Annotated in this window: 22 protein-coding genes; 4 read left to right on the top strand and 18 right to left on the bottom strand. The window is 43.0% G+C overall.

Translation table 11 applies throughout. The annotated features are described in order from the left end of the window. Positions 1-10: 10 nt before the first annotated feature. The 3 genes from H5185_RS09045 to H5185_RS09035 all read left to right on the top strand — a co-directional run bounded on the left by H5185_RS09045 (position 11) and on the right by H5185_RS09035 (position 3126). The gene (locus tag H5185_RS09045; RefSeq protein ID WP_182741924.1) at positions 11-865 is read left to right on the top strand and encodes a crotonase/enoyl-CoA hydratase family protein; all 855 of its coding nucleotides are present in this window, start codon (positions 11-13) and stop codon (positions 863-865) included. Between the two features lie 102 nt (positions 866-967). After that, positions 968-1753, top strand: a complete 786-nt coding sequence (locus H5185_RS09040; protein WP_124014840.1) for an alpha/beta fold hydrolase — start codon at positions 968-970, stop codon at positions 1751-1753. A 197-nt stretch (positions 1754-1950) separates the two neighbouring features. Further along, positions 1951-3126: a sorbosone dehydrogenase family protein gene (locus H5185_RS09035; RefSeq protein WP_182741923.1), complete on the top strand. Its 1176-nt coding sequence runs from the start codon at positions 1951-1953 to the stop codon at positions 3124-3126. Between the two features lie 273 nt (positions 3127-3399). Here H5185_RS09035 and H5185_RS09030 read toward each other — a convergent pair whose 3' ends face one another. Then, positions 3400-4215, bottom strand: a complete 816-nt coding sequence (locus tag H5185_RS09030; protein WP_182722909.1) for an SGNH/GDSL hydrolase family protein — start codon at positions 4213-4215, stop codon at positions 3400-3402. Positions 4216-4561: 346 nt separating this feature from the next. On the opposite strand from H5185_RS09030, the gene H5185_RS09025 reads away from it, so the two are divergent. After that, entirely contained in the window at positions 4562-6181 is a 1620-nt protein-coding gene (locus H5185_RS09025) for an NAD(P)/FAD-dependent oxidoreductase (RefSeq protein ID WP_182697334.1), read from the top strand. Positions 6182-6285: 104 nt separating this feature from the next. Here the strand turns inward: H5185_RS09025 and H5185_RS09020 are convergent, their stop codons facing one another. The 17 genes from H5185_RS09020 to H5185_RS08940 all read right to left on the bottom strand — a co-directional run. Next, complete coding sequence (locus H5185_RS09020) at positions 6286-7458, bottom strand: VWA domain-containing protein (protein ID WP_182697333.1); 1173 nt, start codon at positions 7456-7458, stop codon at positions 6286-6288. A 7-nt stretch (positions 7459-7465) separates the two neighbouring features. Further along, positions 7466-8299, bottom strand: coding sequence for a MoxR family ATPase (locus H5185_RS09015; RefSeq protein WP_182722908.1), 834 nt, complete (start codon positions 8297-8299; stop codon positions 7466-7468). Positions 8300-8420: 121 nt separating this feature from the next. Then, the gene (locus tag H5185_RS09010) at positions 8421-10550 is read right to left on the bottom strand and encodes a molybdopterin-dependent oxidoreductase (RefSeq protein ID WP_182741922.1); all 2130 of its coding nucleotides are present in this window, start codon (positions 10548-10550) and stop codon (positions 8421-8423) included. 45 nt (positions 10551-10595) lie between these two features. Then, positions 10596-11216: a cytochrome P460 family protein gene (locus H5185_RS09005; protein WP_182722906.1), complete on the bottom strand. Its 621-nt coding sequence runs from the start codon at positions 11214-11216 to the stop codon at positions 10596-10598. Positions 11217-11298: 82 nt separating this feature from the next. Then, a complete protein-coding gene (locus H5185_RS09000; RefSeq protein WP_182741921.1) occupies positions 11299-12297 on the bottom strand; it encodes an NADP-dependent oxidoreductase in 999 nt (332 codons plus the stop codon). 76 nt (positions 12298-12373) lie between these two features. Next, complete coding sequence (locus tag H5185_RS08995; protein ID WP_182741920.1) at positions 12374-13438, bottom strand: patatin-like phospholipase family protein; 1065 nt, start codon at positions 13436-13438, stop codon at positions 12374-12376. 151 nt (positions 13439-13589) lie between these two features. After that, positions 13590-15254 (bottom strand): AMP-binding protein, encoded by a 1665-nt coding sequence (locus tag H5185_RS08990; RefSeq protein WP_182741919.1) that lies wholly within the window; start codon positions 15252-15254, stop codon positions 13590-13592. A gap of 216 nt (positions 15255-15470) precedes the next feature. Next, positions 15471-16652 (bottom strand): acetyl-CoA C-acyltransferase, encoded by a 1182-nt coding sequence (locus H5185_RS08985; RefSeq protein ID WP_182741918.1) that lies wholly within the window; start codon positions 16650-16652, stop codon positions 15471-15473. Positions 16653-16701: 49 nt separating this feature from the next. After that, positions 16702-17622, bottom strand: a complete 921-nt coding sequence (locus H5185_RS08980; protein ID WP_182741917.1) for an SDR family NAD(P)-dependent oxidoreductase — start codon at positions 17620-17622, stop codon at positions 16702-16704. Positions 17623-17706: 84 nt separating this feature from the next. Then, positions 17707-18168: a MaoC family dehydratase gene (locus H5185_RS08975; protein WP_182697325.1), complete on the bottom strand. Its 462-nt coding sequence runs from the start codon at positions 18166-18168 to the stop codon at positions 17707-17709. Between the two features lie 300 nt (positions 18169-18468). Next, positions 18469-20274 (bottom strand): acyl-CoA dehydrogenase, encoded by a 1806-nt coding sequence (locus H5185_RS08970; RefSeq protein WP_182741916.1) that lies wholly within the window; start codon positions 20272-20274, stop codon positions 18469-18471. Between the two features lie 122 nt (positions 20275-20396). Next, positions 20397-21158 carry an SDR family NAD(P)-dependent oxidoreductase gene (locus H5185_RS08965; protein ID WP_182741915.1) on the bottom strand — a complete coding sequence of 254 codons (762 nt, stop codon included), beginning with the start codon at positions 21156-21158 and terminating at the stop codon, positions 20397-20399. Positions 21159-21220: 62 nt separating this feature from the next. Continuing rightward, a complete protein-coding gene (locus H5185_RS08960; RefSeq protein WP_182741914.1) occupies positions 21221-22261 on the bottom strand; it encodes a phosphotransferase family protein in 1041 nt (346 codons plus the stop codon). A gap of 96 nt (positions 22262-22357) precedes the next feature. Further along, complete coding sequence (locus tag H5185_RS08955) at positions 22358-23569, bottom strand: acyl-CoA dehydrogenase family protein (RefSeq protein ID WP_182741913.1); 1212 nt, start codon at positions 23567-23569, stop codon at positions 22358-22360. A 74-nt stretch (positions 23570-23643) separates the two neighbouring features. Next, positions 23644-24768: an NADH:flavin oxidoreductase gene (locus H5185_RS08950; RefSeq protein ID WP_182741912.1), complete on the bottom strand. Its 1125-nt coding sequence runs from the start codon at positions 24766-24768 to the stop codon at positions 23644-23646. Positions 24769-24868: 100 nt separating this feature from the next. Then, positions 24869-25639, bottom strand: coding sequence for an SDR family oxidoreductase (locus H5185_RS08945; protein WP_182741911.1), 771 nt, complete (start codon positions 25637-25639; stop codon positions 24869-24871). Positions 25640-25829: 190 nt separating this feature from the next. Beyond that, on the bottom strand, positions 25830-26469 hold a 640-nt coding region (locus H5185_RS08940), incomplete at its 5' end, for a histidine phosphatase family protein (protein WP_182741910.1).

Below are 26469 nucleotides of genomic sequence, written 5' to 3'. Positions count from 1 at the left end.
GGAAATAGTCATGACTTCTGAGCAAGAGTACAACACGCTAACCGTCAATATTAGCCATAAAGTGGCCCATATCGTCCTAAATAGACCTGACTCGTTGAATTCAATGAACGTCGATTTTTGGCATGAGTTCCCAAGGGTTATTGATGATATTAATAATAAATCAGCAGCTCGGGCGATTGTTATTTCATCAACAGGTAAACACTTTAGTGCTGGTATGGATTTGGCCGTATTCAGTGCCAATGGCCCAAACGACAATATCGAGTTAGGCCGAAAACACGACCAACTACGTCGATTAGTGCTAAAGCTACAAGACTGTTTTAGTGTGTTAGAAACGGCTCGGATGCCAGTATTAGTGGCGATTCAAGGCGGCTGTATTGGCGGCGCGGTTGATATGGTTACCGCCGCCGATTGCCGCTACTGCACACAAGATGCGTTTTTCAGTATTGAAGAAACTAAACTCGGCATGACTGCTGATGTTGGTACGTTACAGCGTTTGCCTAAGTTGATTTCAATCGGTCTAGTGAAAGAGCTTGCTTATACGGGTCGCAGAATGCCAGCAGAAGAAGCTAAACAAGCCGGTTTGGTCAATCAAGTGTATGACGACCAACAAACGATGATCACCGCAGTATTAGCCATCGCAGCCGAGATCGCCGCCCGCTCGCCTTTAGCGGTAACAGGCTGTAAAGAGATGATTAATTATGCCCGCGATCATACTGTTCAAGACAGCTTACAATATATGTCGGTCTGGCAAAGCGGCATGTTCCAACCACAAAACGATATGATGGAAATATTCACAGCTAAAGCGCAAAATCGTGCGCCAGAGTTTGCCGAGCTAACGCCCATTGATCCGATAAAAATATTCTAAATATTGGGGAATACTGTGCTATTTGCGCTTAAATAAAATGTAGAGTGAATTTATTTGAATCAAATTACACCGCAAATAGCCCAAACATCCATCAGAGACATTATGACAAAACCACTGATAAACCTAGTTCATGCTAATGGCTTTCCAGCGGGAAGCTATAAAACATTATTAGCAGAATTTACTCGCGATTATCGCACCGTAGCCCATGATCAGTTTGGGCATAACATCCTCTATCCGATACACAGCAACTGGCAACATCTAGTTACAGAACTAGTTGAATTTATTAGAAAGCAGGATGAAAAAGTCATTTGTGTCGGCCATTCTTTTGGCGGAGTTATTTCTTTTATCGCAGCTTGCCAGCATCCGGAATTGTTTCGCGGTTTAGTGATGTTAGATCCACCGGTGGTGACTGGCGCATTGTCACATTTACTGAGTTTTATCAAACGTACACCGTATATTGATAGGCTATCTCCTGCTGGTAAAGCCAAAACTCGTCAAAATCACTGGCCAGAAAAAACAAACTTGGTTGATTATTTTTCACATAAGTCATTATTCAAAAACTTCGACTCTCGTTGCTTGCAAGACTATGTGCATTCTGGCGCAGTTTCACGTAACAAGCGTTTAGAATTAACCTTCTCACCGGCTGTCGAAGCGGATATCTTTAGGCACTTACCGACTAACTTAGTGACATATAAAAACAAACTCAAGGTGCCCGCAAAACTGATTTATGGTGAAAAGACTACCATCTTCCCGATTAAACATTTTGTTCGATTTGCCAAACTTAACGACATTGAATTAATGACGCTACCTAACGGCGGCCACATGTTCCCGCTAGAGCAGCCAGAAAATACTGCTGCTATGATCAAAAATATTATTAAAGATTGGTAAGCGTAGGCTATTGATAATATTTGTCTATTGATAATTTTAAGATATTGATAATAGTCGATTATCGATAAAATTCTTGATAAGAATCGATGTCGATAATCTTGTGAATGAACTTCATGGTGATTGTCGTAAAAACATTGATAAAAGTACTAAGATTACCTTGTTGATTAACAATACTATTGCATAAAGGGACCCTCAATATGATTAAGCCAATTACCTTATTAACTGCTTTCACTTTGGGGATGAGTCTCTCTTGCCCATCACAAGCATTACCTTTAGATAGAATTCAATTACCCCAAGGCTTTAGCATCGATATCTACGCTGAAAATATTGAAAATGCTCGTCAAATGGCACTAGGCGATAACGGCACTGTATTTGTTGGCAGCCGTAAAGCGGGTAATGTCTACGCACTTATTGACACTAATCATGATTTTAAAGCGGACAAAAAAATCATGGTTGCGACCGATTTATTTATGCCCTCAGGGATAGCGTTTCATCAAGGCAGTTTATATGTCGCAGAAGTAGATAAAATCTGGCGTTATCCTGATATTGAAAAGTCATTACCCACCATCCCTAAAGCAGAATTAGTGTTTGATAAACTGCCGAATAAATCACACCATGGTTGGAAATTTATCGCCTTTGGCCCAGACTGTAAATTGTACGTTCCTGTAGGTGCACCTTGCAATGTGTGCGAAAGTGAATTGCCTTTTGCCAGTATTCTAAAATTGGACCCAGACTCTCAACTTACAGATAACCAACTAACAGGTAGTCAACAAACACAGACCCAGAAAGCAGGCTCTACACAACAAGACTCTATGCAGACCACCATAGTCGCGCAAGGTGTACGTAACAGTGTTGGCTTTGATTTTCACCCTGTCACTGGCGAATTATGGTTTACCGATAATGGCCGTGACATGATGGGCGATGACCTACCCGATGATGAGCTAAATCGCGTCAGCCAAACCGGCCAACACTTTGGTTTTCCTTATGTTCACAATAACAATATCGCGGATCCCGAATTTACCAATCCAGAGATTGCCAAACTGAATACACCGCCAGCATTAACTCTTGGCGCTCATGTCGCGGCGTTAGGTATGGAGTTTTATCAGGGCCAGCAATTTCCTGCTGAATATAAAAATACCATCTTAATCGCGCAGCACGGGTCGTGGAATCGCAGCAATAAAGTCGGCTATCGCATCATGAAAGTGGTGCTAAATGGTAATACGGTGAGCGACTATTCACCTTTTGCTACAGGCTGGCTCAATGGTGAACAAAGCTGGGGACGCCCAGTAGATGTGATGACTCTGGCAGATGGCTCGATCTTGGTATCAGATGACTTTGCCAATGCCGTGTATCGAATTAGCTATACCAAGTAGTAAAAGCTATGCGTTATGCTTTAGCTGTACGACTGGAATACAGTTTGATCACTATCAAACTCCCTCTTGGATATTTATAAGCGAAGACATCTACTCATTTATGGACTGATGATTGCTAACAGCCTTCTCGTCGTCCCAACTCTCACGTCGTCCCGGTAATGCTTTTTAGCCGGGATCCAGGTGTTTGTCTTATATTTTGTACTTTATAATTATGGCCTACGGCCATATATCCGACTCATAGTAGGCAGAAACGCATGTCATACATCTATTTCATTAAATAGCTGCAGATTTAATGCCACCAACTATCTGCTCCACCACTAAATTTGCCCATGCATTATAAATCGGTGCTCCTGGGTGAAACCCATCTGTGGCCATGACTTGGCGCATAAATTCAAGCATGGTGATATCGGGTTGTGGGTTGTCTAACGGCAGTTTAATTAATCTAAAGGCTGTAGTGGGATCGATATGTTGATTTATAGGCAGAGCGCCATGCTGATCAAGTTTAATTAATAATTGCTGTAATTTACGATTAAATTGATTGGCGCGCTGGCCTAAGCTCCACCGAAGTGGATTAGGCAAAACAGGAAATAACCCTAGTGGCGGTAACGCCGTCACTAGTATCAATTTGGGTTTGTACCGCTGAGTAATCAGCTCTAACAACTGTTTTTGTTGCTGCAGCCACTTATCGCAACTGATTGATGAAGTAATGTCGTTGACGCCCAGTGATGTAACAATAACATCATAGTGCTTTTGGCTGAGGATTGGATGGGCTGTATCAATGCGTTCATGTAAGGCTTGTAACGTGGTGGCTGTCGTCGACCCTGTCTTAGCAAACAATGCATAACTAAATTCGAGTTGAGGGCTTAATTGCTCAATAATCTGTCCCAATAAAGCGTGTTGTTGATTGGTCACTCCAACGCCTGCAGCAGCTGAGTCACCTAAAATAAGCAAGCTTAACGCAGGATTCGATCCAGTTTGCCCAACTCGTTCACCCTCGGGTTCAGGCAACCTTGGCGTAGTACGGCGAACCTTAAGTCCCTGAAACACTAATACTGGGGCCAGCATGATAGAAATGCCTTGATATAACATTACGCCTCCCTTTTACTCAACCAACGACAGATACCGCAGTAAACTAAACCATTCATTTTGCTAATGGAATACCGTAACTAGTTTGATTAAATTTTCGATAGCTGACCAACACCTAAAGATTTAATGACAAAATGGTAAAAATCATCACATGGTTTATAGATTAACACTAAATAAAGGGTCTAGACGGAACATTACAAAGGCAAACAAACTCAGCTAAGGCCATGATTTACTCTATATCATTAATAGAACCTGCCTGTATGGCATATGACATCAATAGATAATTTCATTTTAAGGTTAGATCACGTAAACTACGCGCTGTTTTTTAAGTCTCTTTTTTAGGTAAATCATGATCCGTTTAAACCAAGTAAAATTGCCTCTCGACCATAATGAAGATGCACTCCAGGAAGTGGTGTTGCAAAGGCTCTCTATTTCAGCGGATCAGCTGGTTGACATCCATATATTTAAGCGTGGCTACGATGCACGCAAAAAGAACTTAATTTTCTTAATTTATACCTTGGATGTGACCTTAACCAATGTAGACGAAGCACAGTTATTAGCATCAGTTGCTGATGATCATAACATTCGTGTATCGCCTGATACCGATTATAAATATGTCGCTTGTGCACCTGAAGGGTTAACCGAACGTCCAATCGTGATTGGCATGGGACCTTGTGGTTTATTTGTTGGGCTGATGTTAGCGCAAATGGGCTTTAATCCTATTATTTTAGAACGCGGTAAATCAGTGCATGAACGCGCTAAAGATACCTTCCGCTTTTGGCGTACCAGCGAGCTCAATACCGAATCAAATGTGCAATTTGGTGAAGGTGGTGCAGGCACGTTTTCGGATGGTAAGTTATACAGCCAAGTGAAAGACCCAGGTTTTAAAGGCTTAAAAGTAAAACAAGAATTTGTTGCCGCCGGTGCACCTGCTGAAATCATTTATGTGAGTAAACCCCACATTGGTACCTTTAAATTGGTCACCATGGTAGAAAAAATGCGCCGTGAGATCATTCGCTTAGGCGGTGAAATTCGCTTTGAAACCCGCGTCGATAAAATCAATATTAGCGATCGCCAAGTTACTGGTGTCACCCTTAATAATGGCGAAGTACTGCATTCTAAGCATGTGATTGCGGCAGTAGGCCACAGCGCCCGTGATACCTTCCAAATGTTACATGACCAAGGCGTGTTTATGCAGGCGCAGTCATTTTCAATTGGGTTTCGTATTGAACACAAGCAAGAGATGATCGATAAAGATCGCTTTGGCATCAATGCCGGCAACCCTATTTTGGGCGCGGCTGATTATAAATTAGTCCATCATTGTAAAAGCGGCCGCAGTGTTTACAGTTTCTGTATGTGTCCAGGTGGTGTTGTTGTGGCGGCAACGTCTGAAGAACACGCAGTGGTAACCAACGGTATGAGTCAATACTCGCGCAGTGAGCGTAATGCCAACAGTGCCATTGTAGTGGGCATAGATCCTAGTGATTTTGATAACGATCCACTACAAGGTATTGCACTACAACGTAAACTAGAGCGTCATGCATATGTTATGGGCGGCAGTAATTATGATGCTCCGGCACAAATGGTTGGCGACTTTTTGGCAGCAGGATCAGGATTACCGTTCGAAAATGTCGAGCCGTCTTACAAACCTAATGTCAAAATGACTGATTTAAGTGATGCATTACCGAAATTTGCCATCGATGCTATCCGTGAAGCCATTCCTGCCTTTGGTAAAAAGATCCGTGGTTTTGACAGTAAAGATGCCATGTTAACGGGCGTTGAAACTCGCACCTCTTCACCAGTGCAAATTAAACGCGGCGCAGATTTCCAAAGTATCAATACCAAAGGCTTATACCCAGCAGGTGAAGGTGCGGGTTACGCTGGTGGGATTTTATCGGCGGGTATCGATGGCATTAGTATTGCCGAAGCCGTTGCTTTAGACATGATAAAAGCAATGAAGAACAGTTAAGCGAGTCTGTGCTTTAACTGTATGTAGAGCCTATCGACTCATTGCATCATGTGATTCATATCCGTTAATAAAAACAGCAGCCTAATTGGCTGCTGTTTTTATTGTTAGCTAATGTCTTTAATTGCCCGCCCAATACCATCCACAGTGAGTGGGTACATTTTATTGCCAACAAGCTGCTGGATAATAGCAATAGAATGATGGATCTGCCAGTGATTTTCAGGTTGCGGGTTTAACCATGCGACCTTATTGAAATGGCCTAGCAATCGATTCATGTATTCAATACCTGGTTTTTCATTCCAGTGTTCAACACTGCCACCTTTAGCAATAATCTCATAAGGTCCCATGGTGGCATCGCCGACGAAAATCACTTTATAGTCAGATGAAAATGTTCTGATAATTTCTTCAAGATCGATGGTTTTATCAAAGCGGCGGTTGTTGTCTTGCCACAGTTGATCGTAAACACAGTTATGAAAATAGAAAAACTTTAAATGTTTAAATTCGCTGTGGGCCGCGGAGAACAGCTCTTCGCAAGTATGGATATAATCATCCATCGAGCCGCCAATATCGAAAAACATCAGCACTTTAACGGCATTATGGCGTTCTGGCTCCATATGCACATCTAACATGCCACCATTTTTAGCGGTTGAGCTAATCGTAGTATTGATGTCGAGCTTTTCACTGGCGCCGGTACGAGCAAACTTTCTTAGCTTTTTAAGGGCCAACTTGATATTACGGGTGCCTAATTCGCGATCTTGGTCGAAATTTTTAAACTCGCGCTTGTCCCATACTTTCACGGCACTGTTATTACGATTTTTATCTTGGCCGACTCTGATCCCTTCGGGATGATAACCATAAGCCCCAAAGGGTGATGTACCACCTGTTCCGACCCATTTATTACCGCCAGCATGACGCTTTTTTTGTTCTTCCAAACGCTCTTTTAACGCCTTCATTAACGCTTCAAGGCCACCAAGTGATTTGAGTTGATCCTTTTCTTCTTGGCTAAGGTGTTTTTCGAATTCTTTTCTGAGCCAGTCTTCCGGCAAGATCTTATCGAAAATATCAATACTCTCTATGCCGTTAAAGTACTCAGCAAAAGCCTTGTCATATCTGTCGTAGTGTATTTCATCTTTAACCATGACGATTTTGGCAAGGTTATAAAAATCGTCTACGTTGGCAAAAATCAGCCCTTTTTTGAGCAAGGCTATAAGATCTAATAGCTCGCGTAAGCTACAAGGCACCTTGTGTTTTTTTAGGGTAAGAAAAAAATCAATAAACACTGTTAAATCACCTGTTTCTACGACTCATAAAGGCCAATTTTTCAATCAGTGAAACGTCTTGCTCATTTTTTAACAGCGCGCCAAACAAGGGAATAATATCTGATTTATTATCGAGCAAGATGTCTTGTGAGATGTCGTCGGAAATCAGTAGCTTGAGCCAATCAATTAATTCTGATGTTGAGGGTTTTTTCTTAATGCCATTGACCTCACGTAAATCAAAAAACACCTCTAGTGCTTGTGTTAATAAAGCTTGTTTAACATCAGGATGATGCACATCGATAATTTTTTCCATTTCAGCTTTAGTAGGAAACTTAATGTAATGGAAAAAACAGCGCCTTAAAAAAGCATCAGGTAACTCTTTTTCGTTATTTGAGGTGATGATAATGATGGGCCTTTGTTTGGCCTTAATCACTTGTTGAGTTTCATAGACATAAAACTCCATTTTATCGAGTTCTTGCAGTAAATCATTTGGAAACTCAATATCGGCTTTATCGATTTCATCAATCAACAATATCGATCTTTGCTCTTCCTCAAACGCCTGCCACAACTTACCTTTTACGATATAGTTGCCAATATCATGCACGCGAACATCACCTAACTGACTGTCGCGTAAGCGCGATACAGCATCGTATTCGTAAAGCCCTTGTTGCGCTTTAGTGGTCGATTTAATGTGCCATTGGTACAGTTTGCAATTGAGTGATTTAGCTAACTCTTCGGCTAACTGGGTTTTACCGGTTCCAGGCTCGCCTTTGATTAATAATGGTTTCTCTAATGAAATGGCCGCATTTACCGCCATGGTGAGGTCGCTGGATGCAATATAATTCTGTGTACTTTTAAACATGCTCTACCTTTTCATTGATTTCGTTTGGCGCTAATAGCATTTACCAGCAGCAAAATATTAATTGATATCAGTTTTATCGATTGTAACAAAAGCCCGCTGGCTTAGTTAGGACACTTTGTACTTAGCGCCCTTCTTTTAACACTAAAGTGATAGCAACTGGCGTACCATTAAATGCTGCATTCCCCGTGAGCATATCAACTCGACTGGCATCTGTTAAATCATTAATGCTCACGCCTGGCTGAGTGGCGGCAATCGACATGTTTGTGCCCTGCTGATTATGGCCCCAACCTTGGGGTATGGTCACCACACCCGCTTGAATATCATCGGTGAGAACCACTTCAATATCAATTTGGCCCACTGCCGAACTGACCGTCACCAGCTGGCCTTGTTCAATACCCAACTGGTGCGCATCTTGTGAATTCATTTCTAAAGTACAAGGATTTTTACCTTTGATGAGCCGTGCTGAATTTTGGGTCCAGGTATTATGGCTTTTAACCAGTCGACGCCCAATTAATTCAAATGGATAAGCCAGATCGCGAGAAACGGGTGTCATCACAGCTTGCAATCTGGGCAAATCATCACTAAATACTTGCGGAAAAAGATCGATTTTGCCGTTAGCGGTTTTAATTCGTTCTGTTAAACACGGCATTAATGGGCCGATATCGATACCGTGAGGGTTATCGATTAACCTTTGTAAACTCATGCCTTGCTCGCCATAAGGGCCTTGTTTGAGTTCCATATCCAAAATGATTTCGGGAGTGATTTTTTGCATCGGATCATCTGCTGCAATATTAAGCATTCGCGCAGAAATTTCTTTGAGTATTTGCCAGTCGCTACGTTGATCGACTTGTTTTTCAAACAATGGCGCTGAGTATTTTACTGTGTTTCTAACCGAGAATGAGTTAAAGAAAATATCAAAGTGCGAATTCTCAACGCCCGTGGTGCCCGGCAGAATAATGTCGGCATATTTAGTGGTTTCATTGAGGTAAATATCGACCGAAACCATATAATCTAAACCTGCGAAGGCTTGGGCTAATTGATGACCACTGGGGGCCGACAATACCGGATTTCCAGCAACGGTTATCAAGCTTTTAATCTGGCCTTCTCCCGGTGTTTGTATTTCTTCAGCCAAAGAAGCAACCGGAAACTCACCATTAAAAAATGGTAACTTACGCACTCGGGTTTGATGCTGGCCAAACGAACTTTTATGGCCGACTTGATGGTTACGCAGTAAATCAAAGGCAGGTTGTGGAAACATGGCACCACCGGCGCGATCAAAATTGCCTGTGATTATATTGAGTACATTGGTAAGCCATAAACATAAGCCACCAAATGTTTGCGTAGATGCTCCCATGCGGCTGTAACACACAGCGGAATCTGCCAACAACATATCATCGGCCAAGGTGTAAATAGTACTCGCATCAATGCCGACTATGCTTGCAACCACATCGGGTGAATAGGTTTTGGCAAGTTTAGCAACATCATCAAGCCCCTCTACTAAGTGTTCTAAATGACCTAAATTAACCTTGTTACGCTCAAACACACAATGGATCAAGGCGAGCAGTAAAAAGGCATCTTTCTCTGGGCGAATAAACAAATGTTGGTCGGCAATTTTAGCGGTACGGGTTCTACGAGGGTCAACCACGACAATTTTTCCGCCACGCTGTTGAATAGCCTTCATACGGCCAATAACATTGGGCGCAGTCATCATACTGCCATTGGATACCACAGGATTAGCCCCTATGATCAACATAAAGTCAGTTCTATCAATGTCGGGGACCGGGATTAACATACCAGCGCCAAACATAAAGTTAGCCGCGACATGATGCGGCAATTGGTCAGCAGAGGCTGAACTAAAACGATTTATTGTGCCAAGTGACTTCAAAAAAGGCTTGAGGAATAGCGCATTCCCCAGACTATGGGCATTGGGATTGCCGAGATAAACGGCTAACGAATTTTTCCCGTGTTGCTGTTGAATGCTTTTAAACTTAGCGACTATCTCGCTAAAAGCGTCATCCCAACTAATAGCTTGCCAACCAGAAGCGGTTCGTTTTATCGGCGTTTTTAAGCGATCTTTATCAGTATAGAAATCTTCTAAAGCAAGTGCTTTAGGGCAATTATAACCTTGGCTAAAGGGATCAAGTTGGTCACCTTTAATCGAGATGATTTGTTTATCTTGATAGACAATTTCCAAGCCACACATGGCTTCACAAATATTGCAATTTCTATAATGGGTATTCATTTCGCTCATATATATCGCCTGACTTGGATGGGTGAACACAAGGTTATTTAAAGATTAAAATAAATCTTCAAGCCATTTCTTGGCACTGCCAAGCACAACCATAGAGTTAAGTTTAAACAAGGCAAATGTATCGCCATCTTGCAGTTCTGGTTCACCGCAACGCGGGTCCGAACGCTGCAATGCACCTGTCATACTGTGATCTATCGGGATAGGCTCGCAACCATGACCTGATTCACAAACAAAATCCCACTTTTCAGCTGCAGGTAAATGGCAAGTAAAACAGTTACCGCCAAAACGGTTATTCACATCCGTGAATCCACGTTTAGTGATAGTTGAGCCTTGTTCATCGACTTCTAATTCAAAAAACTCCCAGTCACCGGTGGCAGGAAAAGTGCCCGCTTCGCGTTTAACCATTACTTCAGTAGGCACTAACTGCACCACAGATCCTTCAGGATAAACGGCACCTTCAGGATTATTAGCAACAGCTAAAGTACCTTGAGTATTACCAAGCAGGTTATCGACATAAAAATGGCGAACAGGTGACATATCTCTGATGCAATTAAAGCTATTATCATCAATATTACTGACTTGGTTTGCCGCGTTAATCGAAAACGCTGCAGCCGTTAACAGCACCGAACTAATGCTAATAACAATACGTTTATTACGCTTGTTCATAGTCAATCCCTTTGACAGCATGGTGGTAATGGCTCCCGCCACCATGCATGTTGAGTGAAAGTGAATTAATTGAAGGATGATTTTATAATTTAACGATGAGCTTGCCTTTGTTTTGACCAGTGAAAAACAAGTTTAAGCCAGTGATGGCCGACTCAAGTCCAATTAATACATGGGCGCGATGTTTAATCTGCCCTTTCATGACATAAGGGGTTAATTTTTCGAGTAATGCCGGTACATCACCAAAATGATCTGGCATAGTAAAGCCTTGGATAATGAGCCTTTTTTTAATTATCTGCACCCAGCTTGGGCCTAAATCAGGTACCGCTTTGGGATAATCAGCAATCATGCCACACACCACAATACGCCCATGGGGATTCATTTTGGCAAACACATGATGCTGGATAGGACCACCAGTGTTTTCAAAATACACATCAACACCATCAGGGGTTAATTCAGCCAGTTTTGCTGCTAAATCATCGGTCTTGTAATTAATCGCACCATCGAAACCTAGCTCGTTAATTATCCAATCCGCTTTTTCATCACTGCCGACTACGCCAATGACTCTTAAGCCATCAGCTTTAGCCAGTTGACCCACAATCGATCCTACAGAACCCGCGGCACCAGAGACTACGATGGTTTCACCTTTTTGTGGCTTTCCTACGTTGAACAGTCCTTGTGTCGCCGTTAACCCAGGCAAAGCAAATACCGATAAAATAGCTTCATCGGGTAATGGCGCCGTCACTTTATGCAAACCGGCACCATTACTTAGAAAATATTCTTGCCAACCCATCATCCCCATCACTCGGTCGCCAACAGTAAAGTCAGGGTGGTGACTTTCGACAACTTCACCTATGCCAGAGCTGCGCATAACCTCGCCCAAGGTGACAGGAGGAATATAACTTTCGGTATCTGGGCTCATCCAGCCAAACATGGCCGGATCAAGTGACATATGATGTTGCTTAACTAAAAACTGCCCTTGTGCCACTGCCGGCATTGGCTTTTCGACAATTTCAAATAATTCTGGGCCAATTGGGCCACCTTGAGGACGGGCGACTAAGTTAATGGCGGTATAGGTACTCATATTTGATTCCCTTTATATGTGAGTGAATATCAATAATCGATCTCTAAAAATGATGGCAAATGATGGATTAACCTTGTCACCGGATGAGTTGCTTGATGCTTTTTATACTGTTGATATTTTGCGTTTGATAAAAGTGTTTAAAGTGCTGGGCAAGTTTTTCACTTTCAACAAAAACCTGTCGCCAGTATTGGATCCGTTGAGCAGGTTTCATTTCAACAAAATCTTTGCGATCAGGGATTTTATGATAAGGCAACGAATCAATAAATTCTGCTGATGGACACAATAATACTGTGTTGTCGTAATGTTCTAGCCTGACTTTTCGAGATAAGTTTTTGTCAAACCAGCCCGCCTTTAAGCTGGAACTGAAATGAGGATAAAGAGTTAGCCCCTCATTTTTAATTTGAAAATCAAAATGATAATCAATGATGCCGCCATCACGATACATGCCAGGAGGACAATCTGCAATGTTGTTTATCCCTTGCATCACCAGCGGAATTGAGCCAGATGCCAACAATGCTGTTTTGATATTGTGTAGGCTTAATGGCACTGACGTGGTGGGGATATGGTCAGGGTCAAAAATGGTTAAATCACTTTGATGATGCTGAAAAATGTAGCGCTCATACTGGCTTTTGAGTAATGGCCGACTTAACGCGTTTCTCAGAAAGCTATTGAGTAACCCGGCACCTTGTTTTAGTTTGTTTTCAGACGCCACCAATCCATGACATTTAGCCACAATAAAATGGGCTTTAAAAACACTATTATTAATGATTTCAGTTGCCCCCGTATCGCCAAATAACTCATCAAGTAACGCTATCGCTTTAGCGGTTATTTCGTCAGCTTGTGGCTTAGTGTCATCTGAATACACGGTTTCACTGTAATGTTTAGCTAATCGCTCTATTGCTGCGACGGGATCTCTTTGCGCAAAACATGCGGCGCGAAATGCTCCCGCACTTGAGCCAATGACATTTAACGGCTGTTGTCTGCCATTAAAAAATTCACCAAAGATATACTTGTCTAATCCCAGTAAAGTAAACCATTTCGGCCCACCACTTGCACCAAGAAAAGAGCTAAATAATGCTGGAGAAAATCCATCTTGATGGATTGTTGTTAAGGCCGTTTCACCGGCATAAATTTCTAACATAACATTCTTATGGTTAACCTGTCGGCAATCAATGCCGACAGTGATTTTAGTGACTAATACACAGTGACCAATTATTGCTGCATATCACTTAGCGCTTTATGAAGGCTATAAGCTTAACGCTATAGCCACGAGTGATCCGTTTCGACCAAGCTTATGCCATGTTACGAAGGTCTTTACGTAACACTTTACCGACGTTACTTTTCGGTAATTCATTCATAAATTCAATCACCTTAGGGCGCTTATAGTTGGTCAGCATTTTATTACAATGATCAAACACATCTTGCTCGGTAAGGTTAGGATCTTTACGCACTATGTACACTTTGACTCGCTCGCCGGTAATATCACATGAGGTCCCTACCGCAGCGGCTTCAAGTATGCCTTCATGCATCACGAGTACTTCTTCAATCTCATTTGGAAACACATTGAAGCCAGACACATTGATCATGTCTTTTTTACGATCAACAATTTTAAAGAAACCATTTTCATCCATGGTGGCAATATCACCTGTGGCTAACCAGCCATCAATGAGCACTTCATCCGTTGCTTTTTGGCGATTGTAGTAACCTTTCATCACTTGAGGGCCTTTAACCCACATTTCCCCTGGCTCACCTAATGCCACTTCTTCACCATCTGCCCCAACCAGGCGAATATCAGTTGATGAAGCAGGCAAACCAATCGATCCATTGTAACTTTTTTGATTATAAGGACTCATAGTCACTAAAGGCGCACATTCAGTTAAGCCGTAGCCTTCTAAAAGACGACTTTTAGTGACTTTTTCCCAATGTTCAGCCACAGGACGTTGCACTGACATGCCGCCGCCAAAGCCCATTTTTAAAGCGCTGAAATCAAGCTTGTCAAAGCCAGGAGTATGTAACAATCCGTTAAATAGCGTGTTGACGCCAGTAATAATGGTAAAGCGATATTTAGCCAACTCTTTAACAAATCCCGCCATGTCACGTGGATTGGTAATTAATAGATTGATGCCACCAAATGGCAAAAAGGCTAAGCAATTAGAGGTCAACGCATAAATATGATAAAGCGGTAATGCGGTGACAATGATCTCTTTACCCACTTCAAAGATATTTTTAGTCACAGCATTGGACTGTTCAAGATTAGCAACCATGTTGCGATGAGTCAGCATTGCCCCTTTTGATGGACCTGTAGTACCACCTGTATATTGTAAAAAAGCCAAATCAGAACCGACAACGGGAACGGCGACAAAATTCAGTTTGCTGCCTTTGGACATCGCATCATTAAATTTAACCGCATTGGGCAACTCAAACGCAGGGATCAGCTTTTTAACATGCTTAATGGCGCCGTTAACTAATGCACCTTTTATAAGCCCTAATCGGTCACCGACACCTGTGGTGATCACATGCTTAATATCAGTTTTATCGATCACGGCTTGCAATACATGAGCAAAATTTTCGAGGATAAGGATCCCTTTGGCACCAGAGTCTTTTAATTGATGTTCTAATTCGCGGGCGGTATACAATGGATTAACGTTTACAATGGTCAGTCCGGCAATCAGCGCACCAAATAGCGCGATAGGATATTGCAGTGTATTGGGGATCATGATGGCAAATTTGTCGCCTTTAACTAACCGCAAATCTTGCTGTAAGTAGGCAGCAAAATCAGTCGCTTGCTGAGCTAGTTGCTGATAAGTAATACTGACATCCATATTAATAAATGCAGTATTATCGGCGTATAACGTGGTATATTTTAAAAATAAATCTGCCAAAGAATTATATTTATCAGGATCGATTTCAAACTCAACCCCGGGCGGATAACTCTTTTCAAGCCAAATTTTTTCCATAATATTGTCCCCAAAATGTAATGTTATTAGCAGCTGCAAAGTCCATCTCAAATACGCAACAGAACCTAATACCCGAGCCGCTATCTGTGTTTATTATTATTTTGCATCATGTCATCAGCGTCATTAAACTGAGCACTAACCTTAAATCTACACACCAATCTTAAATTTAAACTTAACGAACCATTAACAATGGCTGTTGATCTTTTAAGCGTCATTTTATAACACTTCAAATAACCCAGCCGCGCCTTGACCACCGCCAATACACATACTGACAACCACATATTTAATGCCGCGGCTTTTACCTTCAATTAAGGCGTGCATCACCATACGTGTGCCGCTCATACCATAAGGGTGACCGATTGAGATTGCGCCGCCGTCGACATTTAAACGATCGGCGGGAATGCCGAGATATTCAGCACAATAAATGACCTGAACCGCAAACGCTTCATTGATTTCCCATAAACCTATGTCGTCAATGCTAAGGCCATTTCGCTCAAGCAGTTTCGGAATTGCATAGATAGGTCCTATGCCCATTTCATCTGGCTCACATCCACTCACCACCATGCCTCGATACGCGCCTAATGGTGTTAAACCTCGTTGCTCGGCGAGTTCACGTTCCATTACCACAACCGCTGCTGCACCGTCTGATAGTTGTGATGCATTGCCACCGGTAATCGATCCATTTTCTTTAACCGCTTTTAAGCCAGCTAGAGCTTCTAAATTTGTCGATGGGCGATTGCCTTCATCTTGAGTTAAGGTCACTTGCTGTTTACTGATTTCACCGCTGACTTTATCCATTATCAGCATAGTGCAACTGACCGGGACTATTTCAGCATCAAATCGGCCTTGTGACTGTGCGATTGCGGTGCGTTGCTGAGAGGATAATGCATAGGCATCTTGTGCCTCGCGTGAAATATTATATCGCTTAGCCACCACTTCAGCCGTATCGAGCATCGGCATATAAATCGCTGGTCGATAGGCTTTCACGCTAGGATCTACCGCGCGATGCATGTTCATCTTATCGTTTTGAACCAAGCTGATAGAGTCACAACCACCGGCAACCACAACTTGGGCACCATCACAAACAATATGATTGGCAGCTATAGCAATAGACATGAGTCCTGATGAACATTGGCGATCAACCGTCATGCCCGGCACCGACACAGGTAATTGCGCCGCCATGGCCACTTGGCGACCAAAATTCATGCCTTGGTTACCTTGAGTTAAGGCGGCGCCAAAAATACAGTCTTCAATTTCATTTGGATCGATTCCGGCTCTTTCTACTGCGGCATTAACCGCAATAGCGGCTAACGTGGGGGCAGATAAATCGTTAAAGGCGCCGCGATAGGCTTTACCAATTGGTGTTCTGGCGGCTGAAACAATGACGGCTTCTCTCATGACAAATCCTTTTTTTAATGATGTGTGCAGCTAATTAATTAACTCTAGCTTAGCGCGGCTGAGATTTCATAAACGCCATGGCTTTCATCACAAACTTCTCGCCTTGTTGCGAACCCGACACTAAGGCTTTTTGATTGTATTGATCGGTGAGTTGATCCCAATGTTCACGCACAGTTTCTGGGCTTTGTTTCGCGCTAGGAATAAAGCAGCCATCGGTTTCGAAGATACTCGCGCTTGAATAACCGCCTGCGCCAGCACATAAAATGAATCGATTGGGCGCGTCATCGTCACACAAAGTCAACATGCCTGCGGTGACCGCTTCTGGTGCAAAGGCTTTAACGATTTCTTCAGGCATTAAATCTTCGGTCATACGTGTGCCAGCCGTAGGTGCTAGCGCATTAATATGGATATTATTTTTCGCACCTTCCAGCACTAAGGTATTCATTAGGCCAATCAGCGCCATTTTAGCCGCGCCATAATTGGCTTGACCAAAGTTACCGTACATACCACTCGATGACGTCGTCATCACGATTCGACCGTAATTTTGCTGCTTCATGATGTCCCATACAGCTTTAGTGCAGTTAACCGAGCCCATCACATGCACGTCCATGACCAGTTTAAAGTCATCTAAGGTCATCTTTGAAAACGACTTATCACGTAAAATACCGGCGTTATTGATTAAAATATCGACACATCCCCATTTATCCATGGTTTGTTGCACCATGTCTTGTACTTGATCAAAATGGGCAACGTTAGCGCCATGGCTAATCGCTTCACCGCCCATTGCTTCAATTAACTGCACCACCTCTTGTGACGCTGCAGAAGATGCACCGCTGCCATCACGTGCGCCGCCTAAATCATTAACAACGACTTTGGCGCCACGTCTAGCTAATTCCAACGCGTGTGAACGGCCTAATCCGTTACCTGCCCCAGTAACAATAGCCACTTTTCCTGCAAAACTGATAGTCATGTTATTACCTTAACTGTTTATTTTTATTTGTTATTATTTTGTCTGTGCCAGCATGATGAATTAACGATCATCACTTAACCAATATTAGTTAACCATTTGTACTGATATCCACTCAGCAACTAATGCCGGTGTATCAACGCCTTCAATCTCAATGGTCACTTCGGTCGATAAGCGAAATTGCCCCGGCTTTTTTTCTTCAATAGAAAGGATTTTCGCATGTGCCCTAATGCGGCTATTGACGGTAACGGGTTGCAAAAATCTGACTTTATCGAAACCGGCATTGAGCCCCATATAGAAGCCATCAATAAGCAGGCTAAATTCTTCAGCAAAATGAGACAACATTGATAATGATAAAAAACCATGGGCAATGGTGGAACCAAAAGGAGTGGCTTTCGCTTTTTCTTCATCGACGTGAATAAATTGATGGTCGAGAGTGCAATCGGCAAATTGATTAATTTGATCCTGAGTGATTTGAAACCAGTTTGTAGCGGCTGCTTGGTAGCCAATATAGTTGGCAATATCATTGCGATTAATTTTTGTCGGCATTATTCCCTTTCCTCTGATACTTTCGCGGTACTATCCATGAATGAAATTTAAGCGATATCTCATGCTAGTTGCGCTAGGTAAATTAAACAAATGAATAGTTTTGATACTAAGTTATTCACAATATGAATAGCTTGGCGTTTGGAAGGCAGCTAACAGAAACAAATATCTTGAGAGCTTTAACAACAAAAAACATTACTGCACTGGGCGGTAATGTTTTCATTAGATTGGATTTTATAACGCTCACCTAAAGCTAGGCAAAACCAATCAGCCTAACAGCGCCTTAAGTCGGGTTAATTCACATTAGAACCAATCAGGCTGCATATCAAAGCTGGTGCTGTCAGTGGTAACGAGTAGGTTTGACCAGACGTTAATTTCAGGTAATTCAAAGCGATAAAAATACTGACACGCCAGCAATTTACCTTGATAAAAATCCATATCAGCTTGATGCGGTTGTTCAGCTATCGCTTTAGTGGCGACAATACTTTGCTTGAGCCACAACCAGGCAATAATCACATGACCAAACAACTCTAAATATTTAACCGAATTGGCCAAAGCGAGATCAATATTCTTAGTCGACATTGCCGCTAACACGGCCTCGGTTGTGGTACTTAAGGTCGCAACGGCTTGGGTTAATTGACTAGAAAACTCATGTAAACTCGGATAGTGTTTTGCCTCATCAATGGTGATGACCATTTCAGCTAAGGTCGCTTTATAGCCTTGTAAGTTATTCATCGGTACTTTGCGGGTGAGCAAATCTAATGATTGAATCCCAGTAGTACCTTCATGGATCGGGTTTAAGCGATTATCACGATAGAACATTTCAACCGGATGCTCGTTAATATAACCGTGACCGCCCATCACTTGAATCGCCAGTGAATTGGCTTTGGGGCCATATTCTGACGGCCACGTTTTAATTATGGGGGTTAAGAAATCCAACAGTATATGGGCATGTTGGCGTTGCTCGACTGTGACGGCAGTACGTTCATCATCACTTAATTGAGTACCATATAGCACTAACGCCATTGCCCCTTCCGCATAGGCTTTTTGTGCTAACAACATGCGTTTTACATCAGCATGCTCAATGATATTCACCATAGGTGATTGTGGATCTTTACACGAGGGTAACCGACCTTGGGGGCGATTTTTGGCGTAATCGACTGAATATTGATATCCGGCCACCGCCAAAACTGCGCCACTAGTGCCGACCATAATGCGGGCTTCGTTCATCATGTGAAACATATACTTCAAGCCACAATGTTCTTCACCGACTAAATAGCCAATGGAGCCCTGTTTTTCACCGAAACTCAGTGCCGTTGACGTTTGCGCGCGCCCCCCCATTTTATGAAACAAACCAGCCAGAGCGACGTCATTGTCTGCGCCAATGCTGCCATCATCATTAAGTAAAAACTTAGGTACCACAAATAACGAAATGCCTTTAACACCTTTAGGTGCACCTTGAATTCGAGCCAATACTAAATGAACGATGTTGTCGCTTAAATCGTGATCGCCACCGGAAATATAGATTTTATTGCCCGTAATCCGATATGTACCATCATCGGCTTTTACCGCTTTGGTAATTAAATCACCTAAAGCAGATCCGCTACCGGGCTCTGTCATGGCCATAGTGCCCATAAATCGACCTTCTCGCATAGGTTTAACCCAGGTTTCAATCAACTCAGCATTGCCATGGGCTTGCAGTAAATTGGCATTTGCCGTGGTCAACATGTTGTACCCCATGCCAACACCACCGGCAACACTGAGATACGCCCCTGCTGCACTGGCAATGATTGGCGGCAGTTGCATGCCACCTAACTCATAATCTGCTGTTGCAGCGCCAATGCCCGACTCGTTTACTGCGTCGATAGCGGTTTTAAGTTCTGGGATAATGTGTACTTTTTTGCCGTCAAAAGTTGGCTGATGGCTATCGAGCTTTTGACGAATAGGAAGAAAATATTTTTCTGCAATTATTTTGGCAGTATTGACCACCTCATTAAACGTTTGGCGATCATGATCTTGATAGCGATCTCTGCTGGTTAATGCTTCACTATCAAACAGTTCATACAGCATAAATTCTAGGTCACGTTGATTCATTAACGTCGCAGGCATAATATTCTCTTCTTATTGTGTTTTCTTCTATAACGTGGAAATGACTTAGCGAACGACTCAGCAAGTGTTTACGCTAACGGCACGAGTTGGCGTGTCAATAACACTGACTGCAAAGCGCAAATTTAATAGGCTGATACGCCACCGTCGACCGCAATACATTGGCCTGTCATATAGGTATTGGCAGGAGATAACATCATCAGCATGACGGCGACAATTTCTTTCGGCTCACCTAAGCGATTCATTGGCGCGCCAACGGCCATTTTCTGTTGCTTTTCTGCATCAGCAAAATTGGTCACCATAGCTGTCAGGGTAAAAAATGGGCATATCGCATTGATACGAATATTATTACGGCCGTACTCAACCGCGCCGGTTTTGGTTAAGCCAATTACCGCATGTTTAGCCATAGAATAAGCACTGCCTCTGGCGGCGCCGACTAACCCAGCCATAGAACTCACGTTGAGGATCGCGCCCTCACCTTGTTTGAGCATTTGCTGTATTTGATAACGCATACCAAACTGCACGCCTTTAACATTGATCGCAAATTGACTGTCCATAATCGCTTCATCTATAAGATGAAGCTGCATAAATTCATGGGCAACACCGGCATTGTTTACCCCAATATCCACTCGGCCAAAATGTTCAATCGCAGTATCAACCATAGCTTTACACGAGGCATCTTTTGACACATCACATTTCATCGCGATAACCTCAGCGCCACGAGAGGCAATATCATCCGCCACCTTACGAACACCAGCTTCATTAATGTCACTAATTACTAACTTAGCACCGCGTTTGGCTAATTCTTGTGCCAGTAACTGACCAAAGCCTTGAGCCGCGCCAGTGATAACAGCAACCTTACCGGTAAAGTCTAATAATGGATCCATGCGAGTTACTCCTGTAATTGATGGTCTTTTTGATGTTGTTTTATCATACGGCTGATCTGATGTTATTTTTTAGCTTCGCAAGCAATGACGTCTAAGGCCATTTTGGCCAGAGGCTCAACAAATGATCCCACTTTATTAGCGTGTTCATTGGAGGCATTACCTTCTGTTGCTCGTTTGGCGACACCTTGTGCAATCGCTGCTAAGCGGAAGAAACTGAATGCCAAATAAAAGCCCCAGTGCTCAATCTGCTCAATACCCATGCGTTGGCAATATCGAGCGACATATTCTTCTTCAGACGGAATCCCTAAGCTGGCGCGGTCGATATCTTTTAAACCATCAATGCTGCCCATGCCTGCTGGCATCCGCAGTTGCATACATTGGTATGCTAAATCAGCAAAGGGATGGCCTAAGGTCGATAATTCCCAATCCAGTAAAGCAATAACCTCTGGTGAATCTTTGGCAAACATCATGTTGTCTAAGCGAAAGTCACCATGTACTAAGCAAACACGACCATCATCACTGGGTAGATTATCTTCAAGCCAGTTAATTAAGGCATCCATGGCAGCAATTTTGTGTAATTCTGTGGCGCGATATTGTGATGTCCAGCGACCGAGTTGACGTTCAAAGTAATTGCCCGCTTTACCATAATCAGCTAAACCGACGGCATCAACATCGACACTGTGCAGCGCGACCAGGACTTTATTCATCGCGTCATACATAGCTGAGCGTCGATCATTACTGTCTATTTCGGCTAATGATGCACTCCAATACACAGTGCCATCGCAAAACTCCATCAGATAAAACATTGAACCAATAACGCTGCAGTCTTCACACAGGTGAAATACTTTTGCCACTGGTACATCACTGTCTTTTAGTGCATCTAATACCCGATATTCACGATCGACTGCATGGGCTGATTTTAATAATTTACCCGGCGGTTGACGACGCAACACATACACACCTGTTGGCGAGGTCACTTTGTAAGTGGGATTGGATTGACCACCTGAAAATTTTTCTAAGGTGATCGGCCCTGTAAAGTCGGCGACATGCTGCTCTAAATAAGCGCTAAGTTGTTCATTATCAATGGGGAATACTTGTGACATTTAGCAATACTCTCGTTGTTTGATGGATTTAGCTTGGCTGAGAAAAAGTACGATTACGGGGTGAAACGCTTACTGCGTTTCACCCTAAGCATTTATTTACCCAACTATCTTTTTTACTAAATCACGCCCCAGCTGCATCATATGCACTTGATCTGGACCATCCGCTAAACGCAATGTTCTCTGGCCAGCCCAGGCATGCGCTAAGAAAGTATCTTGACTGACACCCACAGCGCCATGGCATTGAATCGCGCGGTCGATCACATCAAGAGACATACTTGGGGCAACAATTTTAATCATAGCGATCAATTCTTTAGCCGCTTTATTGCCTTCTGTGTCCATTTTCTGGGCTGCTTTTAAGGTCATCAAACGTGCTTGTTCAATTTGGCAGGCTGATTTGGCTATATCTTCGCGAACCGACTGCTGTTTGATCATAGGTTGACCAAATACAATACGCTCGCCAACGCGTTTGCACATTAAATCGAGCGCGCGCTGAGCAATACCGATTGAACGCATGCAGTGATGAATACGCCCAGGGCCAAGACGTCCTTGCGCAATTTCAAAACCTTTGCCTTCACCAGCGATAATGTTATCCAGCGGCACACGCACATCAGTAAACGTTACCTCAGCATGGCCTTCAGGTGAATCATCATAGCCGAACACTTTCATCGGTCTTACCATGGTGACACCAGGGGTATTCATCGGTACAAGCACTTGAGATTGCTGAATATAACGGTTGCTATTTTCAGCATCTGTTTTACCCATCACAATCATGATTTCACACTGTTTGCGACATGCGCCGCTAATGTAAAACTTGCGGCCATTAATCACGTATTCATTGCCATCACGCACTATGCTCAGTTCAATATTAGTGGCATCGCTTGAGGCGACTTCAGGTTCTGTCATTGCAAAAGCAGAGCGTATTTTTCCGTCCAGTAAAGGCTCTAACCATTGTTTCTTTTGTGCTTCATTACCGTATTTGGCCAGTACTTCCATGTTGCCGGTGTCGGGTGCCGCGCAGTTAAACACTTCTGGCGCCCACATAACCTTGCCCATAATTTCAGCCAACGGGGCATATTCTAAATTAGTTAATCCAGCACTGTATTTACCGTAAGCAACCGGTAGAAACAAATTCCATAAACCTTCAGCTTTGGCTTTGGCTTTAAGTTGTTCCATTAACGGCGGCGTTGACCATGGTTCGAGCTCAACTTGCTTATGCATTTCTTCTTCGACAGGAAATACATGTAAATCCATAAAGTCGTTGACTCGCTTGATTAATCCTTGAACTTTTTCGCTGTATTCAAAATTCATTACTGTATCCTTTTACCCGGTAATAACGGCGCTAATCGCTGTGGTAATGAGCCTAGACCCACTGACTGAAGCGATTAACTCAACGACATTAATGACTTCTTATTAAACGGTTTAATTTCATCAATGGCGTTGTGCTGGATTTTTTTAACCCACTGAGGATCAACTAATAACGCCCGCCCAATGGCAACTAAATCAAATTCATCATTGTTTAAGCGCACTAATAACTCATCAATACCAGTTGGATTTGATGTACCCGACAAATCAGCATTGCCCTCACCGATAAAATCAGCATCTAGGCCGACATTACCCACAGTGATCACCGGCTTGTTGGTCAATTTTTTAGTCCAACCTGCAAGCCCAAGATCTGAACCCGCAAATTCTGCAACCCAAAAACGACGAGTACTGGCATGGAAAATATCAACGCCAGCATCACTTAATAAACCTAAAAATGTATCAAGTTCTTCAGGTGTTTGGCACAACTTGGCGTTGTAATCTTGTTGTTTCCACTGCGAAAAACGGAAGATAATGGTAAAGTCATTACCCACAGCGGCGCGGATGGCATTCACGATTTCAACACCAAAACGGGTGCGATTTTCTAATGAACCACCATATTTGTCGGTGCGTTGATTGGTCCCTTCCCAGAAAAACTGATCAACTAAGTAGCCATGAGCGCCATGCACCTCGATGGCATCAAAACCGATGTTTTTAGCATCGAGCGCGGCTTGAGCAAATGACGCAACCACGGCGTCGATATCGTCTTGGGTCATGGCAACGCCGTTAGCAGCACCAGGCTTATACAAACCTGAAGGGCTATAGGCTGGTGCCTCTTTGTGTGGACCTATACCTGACTTTCTTACCGAACCCACATGCCAAAGTTGGGGCGCAATTTTGCCGCCAACAGCATGCACTTCATCAACAACATGCTTCCAACCTGCTAAGGCTTGGTCACCATAAATAGCTGGCACATTCTCGTATCCATTCGCCCCTTCATGGGAGATAAATGTCCCTTCGGTAATAATCAGGCCTACATCGCCTTCGGCGCGTCTACGGTAATAAGCTGCTACTTCATCATTAGGGATATAATTAGGCGAAAATGCTCGAGTCATTGGCGCCATCACCGTCTTATTTTTGAGTGACAATGATGCTGTGACAAAGGGTTCAAATAATCTATTTACACTGGTGTTTTTGTCGCTATTCATATTTGCTTCCTAGCGTTAATTGATGCTTTATTTTTATGTTGTTTGTCTTATATAGCTGGCTTAAGCGTTTGGCATTGGAGTCTGCTTGTGTGTTAAGCAGTTAACCAATCAAATAACCGCCATCAACATTAATCGCTGTACCTGTGGTGTAGCTTGATGCATTTGAGACTAAATATAATACAGTGCCGGCCATTTCATCAGGTTGTGCCACGCGCTTCATCGGTACGTGGTGCATCATTTGTTTAAGAATGGCTGGGTTATCAACTAAAGCAGAAGCGAATTTAGTGTCGGTACCACCGGGTAATAATGCATTTACGCGAATATTAAATTGGGCGCACTCTTTAGCAAAAGCTTGTGTCATTGAAATCACTGCCGCTTTGGTAATAGAGTAGATACCTTGGTAATCGCCCGGGATCACGCCATTAACTGACGCGACATTGACAATAGCGCCACCGCCACTGTGTTTCATTAATTGCGCGCCCTTAGTCGACATAAAGAAATACCCCCGAATATTCACATCAACCGTCTTTTGAAAGGCAATTAAATCGGTATCGATAATGTGACCAAAATAAGGATTTGCCGCCGCATTATTGACTAAAATATCCAGCTTGCCATGTTGCTGTTTGATTGCAGCAAAGATTGAGTCAATTTGGTCTAACTCGCCAATATGACAGGCAATGGCTTGTGCACTGCCGCCTGCGGCAACAATTTCATCTACCACGGTTTGGCAGGCTTCAAGTTTTCGGCTTGATACAATTACATGAGCACCATACTGGGCTAATACTTTAGCAACACTCTCGCCAATACCACGGCTGGCTCCGGTGACTAAAGCAACTTTCCCTGTTAAATCAAATAAATCGCCCTTGTTCATGTTATTTCCTTATTATTTTGGGTTAATCATTTTCGAGTTAATAGCTTCGAATGAATTGTACTCGGGTTAAATTGTTATATTGGTTTTGCTCGCTGAACTCAGCGAGTAAACACCGGCTGTTGATAGCGTCAGTCAATATTTACGTTACTCCATTTAAAGCTTATTTTTAAACGAGTAACGGCACTTAAGTTTACTTATAGGTGATCCACTCATCACCAGCCTGCTCTAGATGGCTATAGTTATTAAAATAATCCACGCTCAGCATATTTTCCGAAAACAGCAATTTGGTCACGCTGGTATTTCTGGTTTGTTGATTAATTGCTAATGTTTGCTGATCGTTTAATTTTAATATGTGCTGGATGATCACTGAAATGGTACCGCCTGAGGTGAACACTAAAATGTCTTTAGACGGTTTAGGTTCATGATTCACCGCACGTAACTGGCGTTTATGACTCAATTGCTGTTGAATAATATCTTGCAATGCACGAATACAGCGCGCCTGAAACTGCGGCCAACTCTCTTTATACTCATGATGGTTATCGCCTGAAATCCAGCGTTTAAGTGCTTGATAAAATTCTTGCTGCAGTGCCTTATTGGGCTCATCCAGTTGGTTTAGCGCGTCATTCATTTTGGCAAAGTTATTCCACTGGGGATTGTATTGCTGCAAAATCTCGACATGATCAAACTCATTAAAACCCGAGTGGATAACCATAGGCGTGGTCTCACCTTGGTATCCATTGACAAAGTGAGTTAACGTTTGGCCGTGACGCAGCAAGTCGCCGCAATAAAACTGACTCGGGGCCCCTCTTGAACGCCAATACTCGCCCAAC

Origin of the sequence: Shewanella sp. SG44-6 (assembly GCF_014164185.1) — a bacterium.
GTDB lineage: Bacteria > Pseudomonadota > Gammaproteobacteria > Enterobacterales > Shewanellaceae > Shewanella > Shewanella vesiculosa.
Note: the sequence above shows the minus strand (reverse complement) of the source record. Positions and strands in the feature narration are given on the sequence as shown.